The organism is Pseudomonas sp. UBA6323, assembly GCF_002439135.1.
In the GTDB taxonomy this organism is placed as follows: domain Bacteria; phylum Pseudomonadota; class Gammaproteobacteria; order Pseudomonadales; family Pseudomonadaceae; genus Aquipseudomonas.
Map to the genome: position 1 here is coordinate 1 of NZ_DJSX01000006.1, position 17743 is coordinate 17743.

Consider the following 17743-nt stretch of genomic DNA (forward strand, 5'->3'; position numbering starts at 1 on the left):
GAGCGATACCGAGGTGCCGGGTTTGCTGGAAGACATTACCAGAACTGGTTTGGGTAGCGGGTTGGAGTTTGAAGAAATCAAACTTCTACCTGAAGTGGCTCAGCAGTTTTATATCGAGTTGCCTATCCAGATAAAGGTCACAGGTGGGTATCACGATCTCGCAACCTTCGTCAGTGGCGTTGCCAGTCTGCCACGGATTGTTACTCTGCATGACTTCCAGTTGGCGCCTGCTAGTGCAGAAAGTTCGAGTCGCCTGAATATGCAAATTATGGCCAAGACCTATCGCTATAATGATAAGGGGGCTCAATAATGAGTTTCTCTCGTTCAGCTCTGGTGGTGGGGCTTTTGCTTTTGGCGGGATGTGGCGGGAGCGGGGATCTTTCCGATTTGCGCGCTTATATGGATGATGCGCGGGCAAAACCTAAAGGCGCTATCGAACCGCTACCAACTTTTCAGCCTTATGAAAGCTTTACCTATCGGGCAGCCTCATTGCGTAGTCCGTTTCAGCCCCCGGTCAAGATTGATGTGGTTACCCGACAAAAAGGTGCTCCAGAGATCAAGCCGGATGAGAGTCGTGTCAAACAGTTCCTCGAAGGTTTCAACATCGAAACTTTCGTGATGGTCGGTATCTTGAGAAATAATCGTGAATTGTTTGCGCTGGTTAGCGGTGCGGGGGGCGTTCACCGTGTCAAAGTGGGCGATTATCTGGGCCGCAATCACGGCAAGATACTTGTGATCGATGAGTCCAAGATCGATGTGATGGAAATTGTGCCGGATGGCGAAGGTGGCTGGCTTGAGCGACCACGCAGCCTTTCCTTGAAGGAGCGCTCCTGACGGGGTGATGTGAAAAATGAATACAAATAATCTGTCTGCCAAACGGGATACGAAAATGAATGGCTCTCTTTCGCGTCTTAGCGTCGCCCTGATGGCGGTGTTGCTGTCGCCCGCACTATTGGCGGCCAATTTACAAGATCTGGATGTAGCCAGTTTGCCTGGTGACCGGGTGGAGCTGAAGCTGTCCTTTGACGAGCCGGTAACTGCCCCGCGGGGATATACGATTGAGCAGCCTGCGCGCATTGCCCTGGACCTGCCCGGCGTGTCGAACAAGCTGGGCTCCAAGAACAGGGAACTGGGGGTCGGTAATGCGCGCAGCGTGACCATTGTCGAAGCCAAGGACCGCACCCGGCTGATTGTCAATCTGACCAATCTGGCACCTTATAGCACCCGAGTCGAAGGCAATGACTTGTTTGTTCTGGTTGGCGACACTTCCGCGGCTGCTTCGCGTCCGGCTGCTTCGCGTCCGGCTGCTGCGCCTGCCGTCGCCAGCTCTGCGCCAGCGAAGAAAACCTACGGTCCGCAGCCTAAGGGCATTAGCAATATCGATTTTCAGCGTGGTGAGCAGGGCGAAGGCAATGTTGTGATCACGCTTTCCGACAAGTCAGTTGCGCCGGACATTCAGGAGCAGGGCGGCAAGATTCGACTCGACTTTGCAAAGACCGAATTGCCCGAGTCTTTGCGGGTTCGTCTTGATGTTAAGGATTTCGCGACGCCAGTTCAGTTCGTCAGTGCGACAGGCGGTGCGGATAAAACCAGCATCGTGATCGAGCCGGTCGGCTTGTACGATTACTTGGCTTATCAGACCGAAAACAAGTTGACCCTCAGTGTAAAGCCGCTCAGCCAGGACGATGCAGAGCGTCGTAATGCTGAGCGATTTGCATATACCGGTGAAAAGCTGTCGCTTAACTTTCAGGATATCGACGTGCGGTCCGTGCTGCAGTTGATTGCTGACTTTACCGATTTGAACCTGGTCGCCAGCGATACTGTGGCTGGCAACATCACATTGCGTTTGCAGAATGTGCCTTGGGACCAAGCGCTGGACTTGGTATTGAAGACCAAGGGGCTCGATAAGCGTCAGATTGGTAACGTTCTCCTGGTTGCGCCAGCCGATGAAATTGCCGCGCGTGAGCGTCAGGAGCTTGAGTCGCAGAAGCAGATTGCTGAGCTTGCGCCGCTGCGTCGCGAATTGATTCAGGTTAACTATGCCAAAGCGACCGATATGGCCAAGCTCTTTCAATCGGTCACCAGCGCTGATGGTTCGCCTGACAGTCGTGGCTCTATCACGGTCGATGATCGTACCAACAGCATCATCGCGTATCAGACCCAGGAGCGCCTGGATGAGTTGCGTCGGATCGTTGCTCAACTCGATATTCCGGTACGCCAGGTCATGATCGAGGCGCGCATCGTTGAGGCCAACGTTGATTACGACAAGGCTCTTGGTGTGCGCTGGGGGGGGTCGGTGCGTAATGGCCGTTGGGATGTAAGTGGCAAAGATGGCGTGCAGGGGTTTGACGAGGATACCGGGGCGAGGGCGCCATTCGTCGGCACCGACACAGTCGGAAATACTACCTTGGAGGATGGTTTGGCTCGGCTGCCATTCGTAGATATGGGCGTCCAAAACAGTACCTCTGGCATCGCTATTGGTTACTTAGGCAGTAATGTCGTGCTGGATTTACAATTGTCCGCCATGGAAAAAACCGGGAATGGTGAGATCGTTTCCCAGCCCAAGGTGGTTACTTCTGACAAGGAAACGGCGAAGATCCTGAAGGGGCAAGAAGTCCCCTATCAAGAGGCGAGTTCGAGTGGCGCGACCAGTACGTCTTTCAAAGAGGCTGCTTTGGCCTTGGAGGTAACCCCGCAGATTACGCCGGATAACCGCATTATCATGGAAGTTAAGGTTACCAAGGATGCTCCTGATTTCGCCAATCTGGTCAACGGTGTGCCGCCGCTCAACAAGAACGAGGTTAACGCCAAGGTTCTGGTCAATGATGGTGAGACGATCGTAATTGGTGGTGTGTTCTCCAATACTCAGACGAGTGCGGTTGAAAAAGTGCCATTCCTGGGTGACCTTCCCTTCCTAGGGCGTGTGTTCCGTCGTGACATCATCCGGGATAACAAGGCCGAGTTGCTGGTTTTCATTACTCCGCGCATCATGAACAACCAAGCCATTGCCGTGAATCGATGACCTAAGTGCGGAATGTAATCCTCGTAGGCCCGATGGGAGCTGGAAAGAGCACCATCGGGCGTTTGCTTGCCAAAGAGCTGCGTTTGCCTTTCAAGGACTCCGACAAGGAGATCGAGCAGCGTACCGGTGCCGATATACCCTGGATCTTCGATGTCGAGGGGGAGCAAGGCTTTCGTGAGCGGGAGCAGGCGGTGATCGCTGAGCTTTCGATGCAGGACGGCCTTGTATTGGCCACTGGCGGCGGGGCGGTCATGCGTTCAGAAAACCGTCGGGCTCTGCATGCTGGGGGGCGAGTCGTCTATCTGCATACCTCTGTGGAGCAGCAGATCGACCGTACCTCGCGTGATCGTAATCGTCCGTTGTTGCGCGCGGCCAATCCGGCTCAGGTGCTTCGGGACCTGATGGCCATGCGTGATCCTCTTTACCGAGAGGTCGCTGATATCGTCATCGAGACGGATGAGCGTCCGCCGCGTATGGTGGTTCAGGAAATTCTCTCGCGTCTGGAAGCCTTGTCGCCCCGTTAAAGCGCGGGGCGAACTGCGCTATCCTAGAGGCCTTTTTATTCTGGGGGCCTCATGCAGACTCTTCACGTTGATCTCGGCGAGCGCAGCTATCCCATTTATATCGGGGATGGCTTGCTGGCACGCCCCGAGTTGCTCACGCGTCATATCACCGGGCGGCAGGTGGCAGTGGTTACCAATGAAACCGTTGCGCCTCTGTATCTGGAAGCGCTGATGCTCTCCCTGGAAGGCTTCAAGGTCGCCTCGGTCGTGTTGCCTGACGGCGAGGCGTTCAAGAACTGGGAAACCCTGCAGTTGATCTTCGACGGTCTGCTGAAGGCCCGGCATGATCGACGCACGACCGTTATCGCTTTGGGCGGCGGTGTGATTGGTGATATGGCAGGCTTCGCGGCCGCCTGTTACCAGCGTGGTGTGGATTTCATCCAGGTGCCGACGACGCTGCTGTCGCAGGTCGATTCCTCGGTCGGTGGCAAGACCGGCATCAATCATCCGCTGGGCAAGAACATGGTTGGCGCCTTCTATCAGCCGAAGGCCGTGCTGATCGATACCGCTAGCTTGCATACTTTGCCGGAGCGCGAGCTGTCCGCCGGTTTGGCCGAGGTCATCAAGTACGGCTTGATCTGTGACGAGCCGTTCTTGGCTTGGCTCGAGGAAAACATGGCTACCTTGCGCGCCCTGGATGGTGCTGCGCTGACCTATGCCATCGAACGCTCATGTGCGGCCAAGGCACGAGTGGTGGGCGCCGATGAGCGTGAGTCGGGTGTGCGAGCTACCTTGAATCTGGGGCACACCTTCGGTCACGCCATCGAGACCGAGCAGGGCTATGGCGTGTGGCTGCACGGTGAGGCTGTTGCCGCCGGAACGGTGATGGCGCTGGAAATGTCCCATCGCCTTGGCTGGTTGTCCGTGGCGGATCGGGACCGTGGCGTGCGCCTGTTGCAGTCTGCCGGTCTGCCAGTGGTGCCACCGCAGGATATGTCGCCCGAGCAGTTCCTGGAGCATATGGCGGTGGACAAGAAGGTTCTCGATGGCCAGTTGCGCCTCGTGTTGCTTAAGCGTCTGGGGGAGGCGGTAGTGACCGCGGATTACCCGCGCGAAATTCTCGACGCCACGTTGCGTAGTGACTACGCCGCGTTGGCCCAGTCGTTCAACTCTTGAAGAGTGATTCATGACCAGTTTGCATGCTGACGAAGCTTTTCTGGCCCATTACCAGTTCAGCCACGACCCCTTCGCGCCACGAGTGCCTGGCTTCAAATTCTTCCCGGCGCAACGCAAGCCGGTTTTGGGGCAGCTGCATCACCTTGCGCGCTACAGCCAGCTCCTGCTGGCGGTGGTGGGGCCTGAAGGTAGCGGCAAGACGCTGTTGCGTCAGGCGTTGGTTGCGAGTACCAACAAGCAGGCGGTGCAGAGCATCGTCATTGCGCAGGGTGTCGCGGATAGCGAGTCGCTGCTGCGCCAAGTGGCGCAGGGCTTGTCCATCGCTCAGGCTGATGTGCGCTCGATCCTGGCTCAGGTTGGACAGTTGGCGCTGACCGGTCAGGAGGTTTACCTGCTGATCGATGATGCGGATCAGCTGGATGATGTTGCGCTGAAGAATCTGCTGGTGCTCGCTGCCGGCGGCGACGAAGGGCGTCCGCACGTCTTTCTGTTTGCCGAGCACGAATTGTTGGCTCGGCTGGAAGCTTTGGCGGGCGGCGAAGAGTGCTATCACGCCATCGAGCTTCAGCCCTATGCCGAGGACGAAACGCGCGAATACCTTGCGCTGCGGCTGGAAGGGGCTGGGCAGGACATCGGGCTGTTGACCGATGAGCAGATCGAGGATATCCACGCGCGCTCCCAGGGTTGGCCGGGAGCGATCAATCAGGAGGCGCGTGAATTGCTGGTCGAGCAGATGCTTGCGCAGCGGGCTGCCGGGCGTGGCGCGGCAGGCGGTGGCTTCGCTTTGCCGAAAAAACATCTGTTGGCGCTAGCGGTCGTTCTGGTTGGCGTCGCTGCCGCCTGGTTCATGCAGGGGCGCGAATCTTCCACGCCTGAGCCGGTAGCCAGTAATACGTCTCTGCCCTTGCAATCTTCCACTCCGGCAGTCGAGGCTGAAGAGCCCGCGCAGGAGCCTGCGTCGGAGAGTCGCACGCCGGCCATCGAGTTCGCGGGTGCCAGCCAGCCACTGCCCCTGCCGCTGGTGGGTGAATCGCAGACCGTGATTCGCCAGCCGTTGGCCGAAGCAGCCGGTGAGGAGTTGGATAACTTCGAGCCGCCGGCCTCGCCTGAGCCCTCGACAGTGACACTGCCATCGACTCCAATCCCTGCTGCACCTGCACCTGCACCTGCGAAGCAGCCTGAGCCGGCGGCGCCCAAGCCCGCGGCTCCTGCTCCGGCTCCGGTGCCTGCGGCCAAGCCCGCGCCTGCTTCAACAGCCGCGCCTGCTGCAGCCTCGGGTGGCTGGTATGCGCAGCAGCCGGCGTCCCGCTATGCCTTGCAGGTCGTCGGGTCGCGTTCGGAGGCCAACATTCAGGCGCTGGTGCGTGAGGGGGGCAGCGAGTACCGCTATTTCAAGAAGATCCACCAGGGGCAGCCGCTGTATGTGCTGACCTATGGTAGCTTCTCCAGTCGTGATGCCGCACAGGCTGCTGTGAAGACTCTCCCTGCCAAGCTGCAGGCCGGCAAGCCTTGGCCTCGTACGCTGGGCAGCATCCAGCAGGAAATGAGCCGCTAAGCGCTCTGTCCCAAGATGACCGCTTGGTCGCTAGCACGACCTTGCGGTCTTATCCTTCGGTTTTGCGACATAAATATTCACCCCCTCGTCACGAAAATTTGTGACGCCTTGGGTGGATATGTACAATGACCTCCCTTTTGCCCAGAGCAAAGCTGGCCCGTGCCCGCTTTTCGGGTTTAAGTAATTGAATTAGAAAGTAATTTGCCTGAGGTCTAGGCAGCCTGGTGAGAGTTTCCCCTATGAAAGCAGGTTTGTACCGTCCTGATGAGTTCAAGGATAACTGCGGCTTCGGCTTGATCGCCCATATGCAAGGTGAGGCTAGCCATCACCTGCTCAAGACCGCTATTGAGGCCCTCACCTGCATGACCCACCGCGGCGGTATCAACGCCGACGGCAAGACTGGTGATGGCTGCGGCCTGCTGATCCAGAAGCCCGATCAATTCCTGCGCGCCATCGCCCAGGAGCAATTCGGCGTCGAACTGCCTGGGCAATATGCCGTGGGCATGGTGTTCTTCAATCAGGATTCGGCCAAGGCCGAAGCCGCGCGCGAGAACATGAACCGCGAAATCCTGGCGGCCGGCCTGCAACTGGTGGGTTGGCGCAAGGTGCCGATCGACACCAGCGTGCTGGGCAGGCTGGCGCTGGAGCGCCTGCCGCAGATCGAGCAGGTGTTCATCGGCGGTGATGGTTTGTCCGACCAGGAATTCGCCATCAAGCTGTTCAGCGCCCGCCGTCGTTCCTCGGTGGCCAACGCCGACGACAGCGATCACTACATCTGCAGCTTTTCGCACAAGACCATCATCTATAAAGGCCTGATGATGCCGGCGGACCTGCAGCAGTTCTACCCGGATCTGGGTGACGAGCGCCTGCAGACCGCCATCGCGGTCTTTCACCAGCGCTTTTCCACCAACACCCTGCCGAAGTGGCCGCTGGCGCAGCCGTTCCGCTATCTCGCGCACAACGGCGAGATCAACACCATCACCGGCAACCGCAACTGGGCGCAGGCCCGTCGCACCAAGTTCGCCAACGAGCTGATCCCCGATCTCGACGAGCTGGGTCCGCTGGTCAACCGCGTCGGTTCCGACTCCTCAAGCATGGACAACATGCTCGAGCTGATGGTCACCGGCGGTATCGACCTGTTCCGTGGCCTGCGCATGATCATTCCGCCGGCCTGGCAGAACGTCGAGACCATGGACGCCGACCTGCGCGCGTTCTACGAATACAACTCCATGCACATGGAGCCCTGGGATGGCCCGGCCGGCGTGGTGCTGACCGATGGCCGCCATGCCGTGTGCCTGCTCGACCGTAACGGTCTGCGCCCGGCGCGCTGGGTCACCACCAAGAATGGCTACATCACCCTGGCGTCGGAGATCGGCGTGTGGGACTACCAGCCCGAGGACGTCATCGCCAAGGGCCGTGTCGGCCCAGGGCAGATCCTCGCCGTCGACACCGAAACCGGCCAGGTGCTGGACACCGAGTCCATCGACAGCCGCCTGAAGTCGCGCCACCCCTACAAGCTGTGGCTGCGCAAGCATGCTCAGCGCATCAAGGCGACGCTGGAAGACCGCGACCATGGTTCGGCCTTCTACGATCCGGATCAGCTCAAGCAGTACATGAAGATGTTCCAGGTCACCTTCGAGGAGCGTGACCAGGTGCTGCGCCCGCTGGGTGAGCAGGGCCAGGAAGCCGTCGGCTCGATGGGTGACGACACGCCGATGGCCGTGCTCAGCCAGCGCGTGCGTTCGCCGTACGACTATTTCCGCCAGCAGTTCGCGCAGGTCACCAACCCGCCGATCGACCCGCTGCGCGAAGCGATCGTCATGTCCCTGGAAATTTGCCTGGGCGCCGAGCGTAACATCTTCAGCGAGTCGCCGGAGCACGCCACCCGCGTCATTCTGAGCAGTCCGGTGATCTCGCCGGCCAAGTGGCGCGCGCTGATGAACCTGGATCGCCCGGGCTTCGACCGTCATGTCATCGACATGAACTATGACGAGTCGCTGGGTCTGGAAGCCGCCGTGCGCAACATGGCCGACCAGGCCGAGGAAGCCGTGCGTGCTGGCAAGGTGCTGCTGGTACTGACCGACCGTCACATCGCTCCGGGCAAGCTACCGGCCCATGCTGCGTTGGTCACTGGCGCCGTGCATCACCGCCTGACCGAGAAAGGCCTGCGCTGCGACTGCAACATCCTGGTGGAAACCGCCACCGCGCGTGATCCGCACCACTACGCCGTGCTGCTGGGCTTCGGTGCCTCGGCGGTGTACCCGTTCCTGGCCTACGAAGTACTGGGCGACCTGATCCGCACCGGCGAAGTGCTGGGCGATCTGTACGAAGTCTTCAAGTACTACCGCAAAGGCATCTCCAAAGGGCTGCTGAAGATCCTGTCGAAGATGGGCATCTCCACGGTCGCGTCCTATCGCGGTGCGCAACTGTTCGAGGCGGTTGGTCTGGCCGATGAAGTCACCGAGCTGTGCTTCCGTGGTGTGGCCAGCCGCATCCAGGGCGCGCGTTTCGTCGACATCGAAAGCGAGCAGAAGCTGCTGTCCTTTGAGGCCTGGAACAATCGCAAGGCGATCCAGCAGGGTGGCCTGCTCAAGTTCGTCTACGGCGGCGAGTACCACGCCTACAATCCTGACGTGGTGCGCACGCTGCAGGAAGCCGTGCAGCAGGGCAACTACGCCAAGTACAAGGAATACTCGACGCTGGTCGACACCCGTCCGGTGTCGATGATCCGCGACCTGCTCAAGGTCAAGGAGTCCGCCACGCCGATCGCTCTCGACCAGGTCGAGCCGCTGGAGTCGATCTTCAAGCGCTTCGACGCCGCCGGCATCTCCCTCGGCGCGCTGTCGCCGGAGGCGCACGAGGCGCTGGCCGAGGCGATGAACCGTCTGGGTGGTCGTTCCAACTCCGGCGAGGGCGGCGAAGACCCGGCCCGCTACGGCACCATCAAGAGCTCGAAGATCAAGCAGGTCGCCACCGGCCGTTTTGGCGTGACCCCGGAATACCTGGTCAACGCCGAAGTGCTGCAGATCAAGGTGGCCCAGGGCGCCAAGCCCGGTGAGGGCGGCCAGTTGCCGGGCGGCAAGGTCAATGGCCTGATCGCCAAGCTGCGCTACGCGGTGCCGGGCGTGACCCTGATCTCGCCGCCGCCGCACCACGATATCTACTCGATCGAAGACCTGGCGCAGCTGATCTACGACCTCAAGCAGGTCAACCCGAAGGCGCTTGTGTCGGTCAAACTGGTGGCGGAAGCCGGCGTTGGCACCATCGCTGCCGGTGTGGCCAAGGCCTATGCCGACCTGATCACCATTTCCGGTTACGACGGCGGTACCGGCGCATCGCCGCTGACTTCCATCCGCTATGCCGGCGCGCCCTGGGAGCTTGGCCTGGCCGAAACCCACCAGACCCTGCGCGGCAACGACCTGCGCGGCAAGGTGCGGGTGCAGACCGACGGTGGTCTGAAAACCGGCCTCGACGTGATCAAGGCAGCCATCCTCGGCGCCGAGAGCTTCGGCTTCGGTACTGCGCCGATGGTGGCCCTGGGCTGTAAATACCTGCGCATCTGCCATCTGAACAACTGCGCCACCGGCGTGGCCACGCAGAACGACAAGCTGCGCAAGGATCACTTCATCGGCACCGTCGAGATGGTGATGAACTTCTTCACCTACGTCGCCGAGGAAACTCGCGAGTGGCTGGCCAAGCTGGGCGTGCGCAGCCTGGAAGAGCTGATCGGGCGTACCGACCTGCTTGAGATGCTGCCGGGTGAAACCGCCAAGCAGGGCAACCTGGATCTATCGCCGCTGCTGGCCAGCGCGCATATCCCGGCTGACAAACCGCAGTTCTGCCAGGTGCCGAAGAACCCGCCGTTCGACGAAGGCCTGCTGGCCGAGAAGATGGTGGAAATGGCCAAGGACGCCATCGCCGGCAAGACCGGTGGTGAGTTCGAACTGAACATCGGCAACTGCGACCGCTCCATCGGAGCGCGGATTTCCGGTGAGATCGCCCGCGTGCATGGCAACCAGGGTATGAACGGCGCGCCGATCACCTTCCGCTTCAAGGGCACTGCCGGTCAGAGCTTCGGCGTGTGGAACGCCGGTGGATTGCACCTGCGCCTGGAGGGCGACGCCAACGACTACGTCGGCAAGGGCATGACGGCGGGCAAGATCGTCATCACTCCGCCTGCCGGCAGCCCGTTCGCCACCGAGGACAGCGCCATCATCGGCAACACCTGCCTGTACGGCGCCACTGGCGGCAAGCTGTTCGCCACCGGTACCGCGGGTGAGCGTTTCGCCGTGCGTAACTCCGGCGCTCACGCCGTGGTGGAAGGCACTGGCGACCACTGCTGCGAGTACATGACTGGCGGTTTCGTCTGCGTGCTGGGCAAGACCGGCTACAACTTCGGCTCCGGCATGACCGGTGGTTTCGCCTACGTGCTCGACATGGACAACGGCTTCTACGACCGCGTCAACCACGAGCTGGTGGAAATCCAACGCATCAACAACGAAGCGATGGAGGCCTACCGCAGCCACCTGGAAAGCGTGCTGGCCGAGTATGTCGAGGAAACCGGCAGCGAGTGGGGGCAGAACTTGCTGGAGAACCTGGATGATTACCTGCGCAAGTTCTGGCTGGTGAAACCGAAAGCGGCCAGTCTGAAGTCGCTTCTGTCCAGCACCCGTGCCAATCCGCAGTAAAGCTGCAAGCGGCAAGCCCCAGGCTGCAAGTCAGACGCAGCCACGGGCTTGCCGATCCAACGTGATTGTCTTGCAGCTTGCAGCTTGATGCTTGCCGCTGCTGTTATGAGGTAATGCAATGACTGAACGTCTGAACAACGACTTCCAGTTCATCGAAGTCGGGCGCAAAGACCCGAAGAAGAAACTGCTGCGTCAGCGCAAGAAGGAATTCGTCGAGATCTACGACAACTTCAAGCCGGCGCAGGCCTCCGACCAGGCGCATCGCTGCCTGGGCTGCGGCAACCCGTATTGCGAGTGGAAGTGCCCTGTGCACAACTTCATTCCGAACTGGCTGAAGCTGGTCTCCGAGGGCAACATCCTCGCTGCCGCCGAACTGTCGCACCAGACCAACACCCTGCCGGAAGTCTGCGGCCGCGTGTGCCCGCAGGATCGTCTGTGCGAAGGTGCCTGCACCCTCAATGATGGCTTCGGCGCGGTGACCATCGGTTCGGTGGAGAAGTACATCACCGACACGGCGTTCGCCATGGGCTGGCGCCCGGACATGTCGCGGGTTGTGCCGACTGGCAAGCGTGTCGCCGTGATCGGTGCCGGCCCGGCCGGCCTGGGCTGCGCCGACGTGCTGGTGCGCAACGGCGTGACCCCGGTGGTGTTCGACAAGAACCCGGAAATCGGTGGCCTGCTGACCTTCGGTATTCCCGAGTTCAAGCTGGAAAAGACCGTGCTCAGCCGCCGCCGTGAAGTCTTCACCGGCATGGGCATCGAGTTCCGCCTGAATACCGAGATCGGCAAGGACGTGACCATGCAGCAATTGCTGGATGAGTACGATGCCGTGTTCATGGGCATGGGCACCTACACCTACATGAAGGGAGGCTTCCCAGGCGAGGACCTGCCGGGCGTCTATGACGCGCTGGACTTCCTCATCGCCAACGTCAACCGCAACCTCGGCTTCGAGAAGTCGCCGGAAGACTTCATCGACATGAAGGGCAAGCGCGTCGTGGTACTGGGCGGTGGCGACACCGCGATGGACTGCAACCGCACTTCGATCCGTCAGGGCGCCAAGGCCGTGACCTGCGCCTACCGCCGTGACGAAGAGAACATGCCCGGCTCGCGCAAGGAAGTGAAGAACGCCAAGGAAGAGGGCGTGAAGTTCCTCTTCAACCGCCAGCCCATCGCCATCGTCGGCGAAGACAAGGTGGAAGGCATCAAGGTGGTCGAGACCCGTCTCGGCGAACCGGATGCCCGTGGCCGTCGCAGCCCCGAGCCGATCCCGGGCTCCGAGGAGATCATCCCGGCCGAAGCCGTGCTGATCGCCTTTGGTTTCCGTCCGAGTCCGGCGCCCTGGTTCGAGCAGTTCGAGATCCAGACCGACAGCCAGGGCCGCGTCGTCGCGCCCGAGCAGTCGCAGTTCAAGCACCAGACCAGCAACCCGAAGATCTTCGCCGGCGGCGACATGGTGCGTGGTTCCGACCTGGTGGTAACGGCGATCTTCGAAGGCCGCAACGCCGCCGAAGGCATCCTCGACTACCTCGGCGTCTGATGACGCAGGGCAAGTAAAGGCGAGACAAATCGTCGCGATGGACAAAAGGAACGGCACCCGCCGTGCCTTTTGTTTTGGGGTCTGCGAAAATGCCCGCACTTTTTTCGCTGGATGCTGCCATGACCGCCCTGAAGAACGACCGTTTCCTCCGTGCCCTGCTCAAGCAACCCGTGGATGTCACGCCGATCTGGATGATGCGCCAGGCCGGCCGCTATCTGCCGGAGTACCGCGCGACCCGGGCCAAGGCCGGCGACTTCGTGAGCCTGATGAAGAATCCGGAGTTGGCTTGCGAGGTCACCATCCAGCCGCTGGATCGCTACCCGCAGCTGGATGCGGCGATTCTGTTCTCCGACATCCTCACCATCCCTGATGCGATGGGCCAAGGTCTGTACTTCGAGACCGGCGAAGGTCCGCGTTTCAAGAAGGTGATCAGCAGTCTGGCCGACATCGAGGCGTTGCCGGTGACGGATGCCGAGAAGGATCTGGGCTATGTGATGGACGCCGTGCGTACCATCCGCCGCGAGCTGAACGGCCGCGTACCGCTGATCGGCTTCTCCGGCAGTCCGTGGACGCTGGCCACCTACATGGTCGAAGGGGGCTCGTCGAAGGATTTTCGCAAGACCAAGGCCATGCTCTACGACAACCCGCAAGCCCTGCACGCGCTGCTCGACAAGCTGGCGCAGTCGGTCACCGCTTATCTGAACGGGCAGATCATGGCGGGTGCGCAGGCGGTGCAGATCTTCGATTCCTGGGGCGGCGCGCTCTCGGCGGCTGCTTATCAGGAGTTCTCCCTGGCCTACATGCAGAAGATCGTCGACGGTCTGATTCGCGAGCATGACGGGCGCCGCGTACCGGTGATCCTGTTCACCAAGGGCGGTGGCCTGTGGCTCGAGTCCATGGCTGACACCGGTGCGGAAGCTCTCGGCCTGGACTGGACCTGCGACATCGGCAGCGCCCGCGCCCGTGTCGGCGACAAAGTCGCCCTGCAGGGCAATATGGACCCGGCAGTGCTGTACGCCAAGCCCGAGGCGATTCGCGCCGAGGTGGCGCGTATCCTGGCAGCCTACGGTGCCGGCGGCGGCCACGTGTTCAACCTCGGCCATGGCATCACTCCGGAAGTCGACCCGGCTCACGCGGGCGCCTTCTTTGAGGCCGTGCACGAGCTGTCCACGCAATATCACCAGTAAGTGGGGCCAGGCTGTTTGCCTGGCCGCTAGCGGCTACCGTTGCGTGGTGCTAACGGCGCCACGCGGTCCTTTTTCTTGCGCGGCGAAATCAGGCGCACGCTGATCACGCTGTCTGCCGCGCCATGCTCGAACAGGCTGTCCTGGGGCGTGGGTTTGCCGCCGAAGAGTGATGGGTTGCCGGAGAAACCTACCGGCTCCAGCGGGATGCCGCGGGGGCTGAGATCCAGTTGGCCATTGCCGTTGCTGTCCTGGAACACCTGCACCGCGTAGCGACCGGGTGGCAGGTCGGTAATAAGCAGCGGCGTTTCCGTGCCCTGCAGTTCGCGCAGGCTGGGCTGCCAGTCTGGCTGGTCGGCTGGCACCAGGGCCAGATACAGGTTTGCCTGATCCTGCCTGCCTTCTACTTCGACCAGCAGGTCGCCTGCCTGGATCGTCTGGCAAGCGAGGAGCGGAACCAATAGGAAAAGTTGGCGCATGCAGGTTACGGTTTGAAGAAGGCTCTGTGGCATAATCCGGCCATTTTGCAGGGAATGCGCCGCGAATGCGTCATGTTTTAGTCGTCCACTTTTCTCAGACTGGCCAATTAGACCGCCTGGTGCGATCGGTCTGTGGGCCACTGCGCGAGTGTGACGACATCCAGGTGGATTTCCTGGCGCTGCAGCCGGCTGAACCTTTCCCCTTTCCCTGGCCATTTCTCGGGTTCTTTCGCATCTTCCCTGAAACCGTGCTGATGAAGCCGCAACCATTGCTGCCGCTGGCCGTGGATGCCGACAAACGCTATGACCTAGTGATCCTGGCCTACCAGGTCTGGTTCCTCTCGCCGTCGCTGCCGTGCACCAGCTTTCTCGCTTCGCCCGAGGCGGCTCGCCTGTTGAAAGGCACCCCGGTGGTCACGCTGATCGGTTGCCGCAACATGTGGCTGATGGCGCAGGAGAAGGTCAAGGCGCGCCTGAACGCGCTGGGCGCGCGCCTATTGGACAACATCGTGTTGACCGATGCCTGCGGCACGGCCGCCAGTTTCCTGGCCACGCCGCTGTGGATGTTCACCGGCCGGCAGAAGCCCTACAGCTGGGTGCCGCGCGCCGGTATCGACGAACGGGAATTGGCGGCGGCCAGCCGCTTCGGCGACGCTATGGCGCGGCGGCTGCTGTCTGACGACCTGCCGATCGAGGCTCCGATGCTCACTGGCCTGGGCGCAGTCAAGGTAGATGAAAAACTGATCGCCAGCGAAAAGGTCGGCAATCGCAGCTTTACCCTGTGGAGTCGTCTGCTCTCGGCGCTCGGCCCGCAGCAGAGTCGGCGCCGTGGCGCCGGACTGGTGCTGTACATCGTATTCCTGATTTGCCTGATCCTGACCGTGGTACCCATCACGGCTGTTTTGAAAAAAATGCTGGCGCCGCTGTTGAAGGCGCGTATCCAGCGAGAGAAGGCCTACTTCGCCGGCCCATCCGGCGAGTGAAGTGACCCGAGGTAAGACCGTGGTAACCCCTGTATTCATCAACCGCATCAGCGCCTGCCTGCCGCACGAGCCCGTGGACAACGAGCAGATGGAAGCGCGCCTGGGTATGGTCGGTGGCAAGCCGTCGCGTGCGCGCAAGCTGGTGCTGCGCCGCAATGGGATCCGGCAGCGTCACTACGTGATCGACCCCGCGACTGGTGAGCCGAGCATGAGCAATGCGCAGCTCAGTGCCGAAGCGATACGTGGTTTGCAGGGCGAAGGGTTTGAACTGAACCAGCTCGACTGCCTGGTGGCCAGCACCTCGTCGCCGGATCAGGTGATGCCGGGGCACGCGGTGATGGTGCATGGCGAGCTGGGCAATCCCTCCTGCGAGGTGGCGACCACGGCCGGTATCTGCCTGTGCGGGATGACGGCGCTGAAATATGCCTGGATGAGTGTGGCCAGTGGCGAGAGCCGCACTGCCGTGGCCTGTGGTTCGGAGGTCGCCTCGACGCTGATGCAGGCGCGTAACTTCAACGCCGAATACGAAAGCCGTATCGATGAGCTGGAAAAGCACCCGGAGATCGCCTTCGAGAAGGACTTTCTGCGCTGGATGCTTTCCGATGGCGCAGGTGCCGTGCTGCTGCAGGATCGCCCCAACGAAAGCGGGCTGAGCCTGCGTATCGACTGGCTGGATATCCTTTCCTTCGCCGACCAGATGCCGCCCTGCATGTACGCCGGCGCCGACATGCAGGACGGCACACTGCGTGGCTGGAGCCACTACGATACCGACGAGCGCGCGAAGCAGTCGGTGATGGCGATCAAGCAGAACGTCAAGCTGCTCAACGAGAACATCGTCAAATACACCGTGGAAGAGGCGCTGCGCCGGATCATGGCGCGGCGCGAGCTGCGTGTGGCGGACATCGACTGGTTCCTGCCGCACTACTCCTCGGAGTTCTTCCGCGAGCCGCTGGCCGCGGGCCTGGCCAAGGTCGAGTTGCCGATCCCGATGGAGCGCTGGTTCACCAACCTGACCAGCAAGGGCAATACCGGTGCGGCCTCGATCTTCATCATCCTCGAAGAACTGTTCAACGGCGGCCGTTTGCGCAGCGGCCAGCGGTTGCTCTGTTACGTGCCTGAAAGCGGGCGTTTCTCCAGTGCATTCATGCACCTGACGGTGGTTGGCGATGAAAGTTGACGAGGTTCCGCAGGATCCCGGTTCTGCCTATGGCGGGCATAGCAAGCTGCTCTATGCGGTCGATGAAAGCGGTCATTACCAGGGCGCGCAGAGCGTAGGCTGGGATCCCGAGTCCTACGCCACGCAACTGGCCGTCGCCGAGTTGCAGGCCCAGGAAGCCGAGGCTTTGGCGCTTTGGCAGCGTGGCGAGCTGTCGCCGCTGAAATGTCTGATGTATCGCTATCGCATGGACGAGCCGGCGCTGGCGCAGATCACCGGCCTGTGGCAATGGCGCGTGCGCCGCCACTTTCGTCCGCAAATCTATCGCCGCCTGAGCACCTCGGTGCTGGCACGCTACGCCGAGGCCTTCGGCCTGGCCGTCGACGAGTTGCGTCGTTACCAGAGAGAGTTGTCATGACTGCGTTCCAGCACCGCCAGAGCGCCCACTGCGAAAGTGGCGTCATGGCCAGCCTGCTCACCCATGCCGGTTTGCCGATGAGCGAGCCGATGGCCTTCGGCCTGGCATCAGGCCTGGCCTTCGCCTACCTGCCGATCGTCAAAATTGGTGGCATGCCGCTGATTGCCTATCGCATGCCGCCACGTCACCTGATCAAGACCCTGAGCAAGCGCCTTGGCGTGCGCCTGACCAGCCGCACCTTCGCCAACCCCGAGCAGGGCCGCGCGGCCTTGGATGCGGCGCTTGATAGCGGGCGCCTGGCTGGTCTGCAGAGCTCGGTGTTCTGGTTGCCGTACTTCCCGGCAGAGATGCGCTTTCACTTCAACGCTCACAACCTGCTGGCCTATGGGCGTGAGGGCGACGAGTACCTGCTCAGCGATCCGGTGTTCGAGGAGCCGGTGCGCTGTGCCAGCGCAGATCTGCAGAAAGCACGCTTCGCCAAGGGCGCGCTGGCTGCCAAGGGGCTGATGTACTACCTCGACGAGGTGTCGCCGGACCAGGACTGGGAGCGGCTGATTCGCCAGAGTGTGCTGTCCACCTCGCGTATCCTCGACGGCATGCCGCTGCCGTGGATCGGCATTCGCGGCATCCGACACCTGGCCAAATGCGTCGAGGCGCTCGACCCTGCGCAGGCCAAGTACAACCGCCTGTATCTGACCCATATCGTGCGCATGCAGGAGGAGATTGGCACCGGCGGTGCAGGTTTTCGCTTCATGTATGCCAGCTTCCTGCAGGAGGCCGGCGAGAAGATCGGCGATGCCAGCCTGCAGGAGGCTTCGGTGCGGCTCACAGCGGTGGGCGACGAGTGGCGCCAGTTCGCCTCGGCCTGCGTGCGTGCCAGCCGCAGCAAGGGCGAGGCGCCGGATTTCAGGCCGATCGCCGACAGCTTGCGGGCTATTGCCGATCAGGAGCAGGGCCTGATGAGGGAATTGGGCGCCTGGGCCAAGCGCAAGGGTTGAGGCTGATCGCGGTGGGCTGAAGCTCACCCTGCAGTCACCGAATT

General features: G+C 61.4%; 13 protein-coding genes and 1 pseudogene. 13 read left to right on the forward strand and 1 reads right to left on the reverse strand.

Annotated features, from left to right (window positions below):
• The 9 genes and pseudogenes from pilO to hemE all read left to right on the forward strand — a co-directional run.
• Window positions 1–310: pseudogene (gene pilO / locus B3P22_RS01135) on the forward strand (type 4a pilus biogenesis protein PilO); the annotation flags it as partial.
• A complete protein-coding gene (gene pilP / locus B3P22_RS01140; RefSeq protein ID WP_296269551.1) occupies window positions 310–834 on the forward strand; it encodes a type 4a pilus biogenesis lipoprotein PilP in 525 nt (174 codons plus the stop codon). The pseudogene pilO and the gene pilP, both read left to right, overlap by 1 nt.
• 55 nt (window positions 835–889) lie before the next feature.
• Window positions 890–3022, forward strand: coding sequence for a type IV pilus secretin PilQ (pilQ, locus tag B3P22_RS01145; RefSeq protein ID WP_296269552.1), 2133 nt, complete (start codon window positions 890–892; stop codon window positions 3020–3022).
• 5 nt (window positions 3023–3027) lie between these two features.
• A complete protein-coding gene (gene aroK / locus B3P22_RS01150) occupies window positions 3028–3546 on the forward strand; it encodes a shikimate kinase AroK (RefSeq protein WP_197856975.1) in 519 nt (172 codons plus the stop codon).
• Between the two features lie 51 nt (window positions 3547–3597).
• Window positions 3598–4701: a 3-dehydroquinate synthase gene (gene aroB, locus B3P22_RS01155; protein ID WP_296269553.1), complete on the forward strand. Its 1104-nt coding sequence runs from the start codon at window positions 3598–3600 to the stop codon at window positions 4699–4701.
• A gap of 10 nt (window positions 4702–4711) precedes the next feature.
• On the forward strand, window positions 4712–6256 hold the full coding sequence (locus B3P22_RS01160) for an AAA family ATPase (protein ID WP_296269554.1): 1545 nt from the start codon (window positions 4712–4714) through the stop codon (window positions 6254–6256).
• 239 nt (window positions 6257–6495) lie between these two features.
• Complete coding sequence (gene gltB, locus B3P22_RS01165) at window positions 6496–10944, forward strand: glutamate synthase large subunit (protein ID WP_296269555.1); 4449 nt, start codon at window positions 6496–6498, stop codon at window positions 10942–10944.
• 118 nt (window positions 10945–11062) lie between these two features.
• A complete protein-coding gene (locus B3P22_RS01170) occupies window positions 11063–12481 on the forward strand; it encodes an FAD-dependent oxidoreductase (protein ID WP_197856979.1) in 1419 nt (472 codons plus the stop codon).
• Window positions 12482–12600: 119 nt separating this feature from the next.
• Entirely contained in the window at window positions 12601–13668 is a 1068-nt protein-coding gene (gene hemE / locus B3P22_RS01175) for a uroporphyrinogen decarboxylase (RefSeq protein ID WP_296269556.1), read from the forward strand.
• Between the two features lie 26 nt (window positions 13669–13694).
• Here the strand turns inward: hemE and B3P22_RS01180 are convergent, their stop codons facing one another.
• Entirely contained in the window at window positions 13695–14144 is a 450-nt protein-coding gene (locus B3P22_RS01180) for a DUF2141 domain-containing protein (RefSeq protein ID WP_296269557.1), read from the reverse strand.
• A gap of 65 nt (window positions 14145–14209) precedes the next feature.
• Between B3P22_RS01180 and B3P22_RS01185 the strand changes: the two genes are divergently transcribed.
• The 4 genes from B3P22_RS01185 to B3P22_RS01200 are packed head-to-tail and all read left to right on the forward strand — an operon-like array spanning window position 14210 to window position 17699.
• Window positions 14210–15127 (forward strand): dialkylrecorsinol condensing enzyme, encoded by a 918-nt coding sequence (locus B3P22_RS01185; RefSeq protein WP_349681621.1) that lies wholly within the window; start codon window positions 14210–14212, stop codon window positions 15125–15127.
• Window positions 15128–15146: 19 nt separating this feature from the next.
• On the forward strand, window positions 15147–16304 hold the full coding sequence (locus B3P22_RS01190; RefSeq protein ID WP_296269559.1) for a beta-ketoacyl-ACP synthase III: 1158 nt from the start codon (window positions 15147–15149) through the stop codon (window positions 16302–16304).
• Window positions 16294–16701, forward strand: a complete 408-nt coding sequence (locus B3P22_RS01195; protein WP_296269560.1) for a hypothetical protein — start codon at window positions 16294–16296, stop codon at window positions 16699–16701. Before B3P22_RS01190 ends, B3P22_RS01195 begins: the two co-directional genes overlap by 11 nt.
• Window positions 16698–17699: a BtrH N-terminal domain-containing protein gene (locus B3P22_RS01200; protein WP_296269561.1), complete on the forward strand. Its 1002-nt coding sequence runs from the start codon at window positions 16698–16700 to the stop codon at window positions 17697–17699. Before B3P22_RS01195 ends, B3P22_RS01200 begins: the two co-directional genes overlap by 4 nt.
• Window positions 17700–17743 lie beyond the last annotated feature (44 nt).

Bases quoted from the DNA above. Each gene is read 5' to 3' on its own strand.
- B3P22_RS01185 (WP_349681621.1), top strand. From the start codon at position 14,210: ATGCGTCATGTTTTAGTCGTCCACTTTTCTCAGACTGGCCAATTAGAC.
- B3P22_RS01180 (WP_296269557.1), bottom strand. From the start codon at position 14,144: ATGCGCCAACTTTTCCTATTGGTTCCGCTCCTCGCTTGCCAGACGATC.
- hemE (WP_296269556.1), top strand. From the start codon at position 12,601: ATGACCGCCCTGAAGAACGACCGTTTCCTCCGTGCCCTGCTCAAGCAA.
- pilQ (WP_296269552.1), top strand. From the start codon at position 890: ATGAATGGCTCTCTTTCGCGTCTTAGCGTCGCCCTGATGGCGGTGTTG.
- B3P22_RS01200 (WP_296269561.1), top strand. From the start codon at position 16,698: ATGACTGCGTTCCAGCACCGCCAGAGCGCCCACTGCGAAAGTGGCGTC.
- aroB (WP_296269553.1), top strand. From the start codon at position 3,598: ATGCAGACTCTTCACGTTGATCTCGGCGAGCGCAGCTATCCCATTTAT.
- B3P22_RS01195 (WP_296269560.1), top strand. From the start codon at position 16,294: ATGAAAGTTGACGAGGTTCCGCAGGATCCCGGTTCTGCCTATGGCGGG.
- pilP (WP_296269551.1), top strand. From the start codon at position 310: ATGAGTTTCTCTCGTTCAGCTCTGGTGGTGGGGCTTTTGCTTTTGGCG.
- B3P22_RS01160 (WP_296269554.1), top strand. From the start codon at position 4,712: ATGACCAGTTTGCATGCTGACGAAGCTTTTCTGGCCCATTACCAGTTC.
- B3P22_RS01170 (WP_197856979.1), top strand. From the start codon at position 11,063: ATGACTGAACGTCTGAACAACGACTTCCAGTTCATCGAAGTCGGGCGC.
- gltB (WP_296269555.1), top strand. From the start codon at position 6,496: ATGAAAGCAGGTTTGTACCGTCCTGATGAGTTCAAGGATAACTGCGGC.